Source organism: Pseudoalteromonas sp. SIMBA_162 (assembly GCF_046535955.1).
GTDB classification, from domain to species: Bacteria; Pseudomonadota; Gammaproteobacteria; order Enterobacterales; family Alteromonadaceae; genus Pseudoalteromonas; species Pseudoalteromonas marina.
This window is the reverse complement of record NZ_JAWJBQ010001134.1, coordinates 1-239: the sequence shown is the minus strand read 5'-3', so window position 1 is coordinate 239 and position 239 is coordinate 1. Positions and strand designations below refer to the sequence as shown.

The window sequence follows — 239 nt, the reverse complement described above, 5'->3', positions numbered from 1 at the left end:
GGCGGTGCGATACAGCAGCTTCTGGGTCTCGGTCGGCTTGTCAGGGCCGACGTGGAAGGTGCGCGAGAAGTCGGAGTAATAGCCGTGGCAGCCGACGACGTCCGTATCCAGTGCCACCAGCTCGTTGGCGGCCAGTCGCTTGGTCGCGGTTTCCTGGAACCAGGGATAGGTGCGCGGGCCTGAGTTGAGCAGGCGAGTCTCACAGTAGTCGCCATTGTCAGCGATGATGGACTGATGCA

1 protein-coding gene is annotated in these 239 nt (G+C 62.3%); it reads right to left on the bottom strand.

The window, feature by feature from the left end; translation table 11 throughout:
- On the bottom strand, positions 1 to 239 hold a 239-nt coding region (locus R0J88_RS23220; RefSeq protein ID WP_410901348.1), incomplete at both ends, for a M24 family metallopeptidase.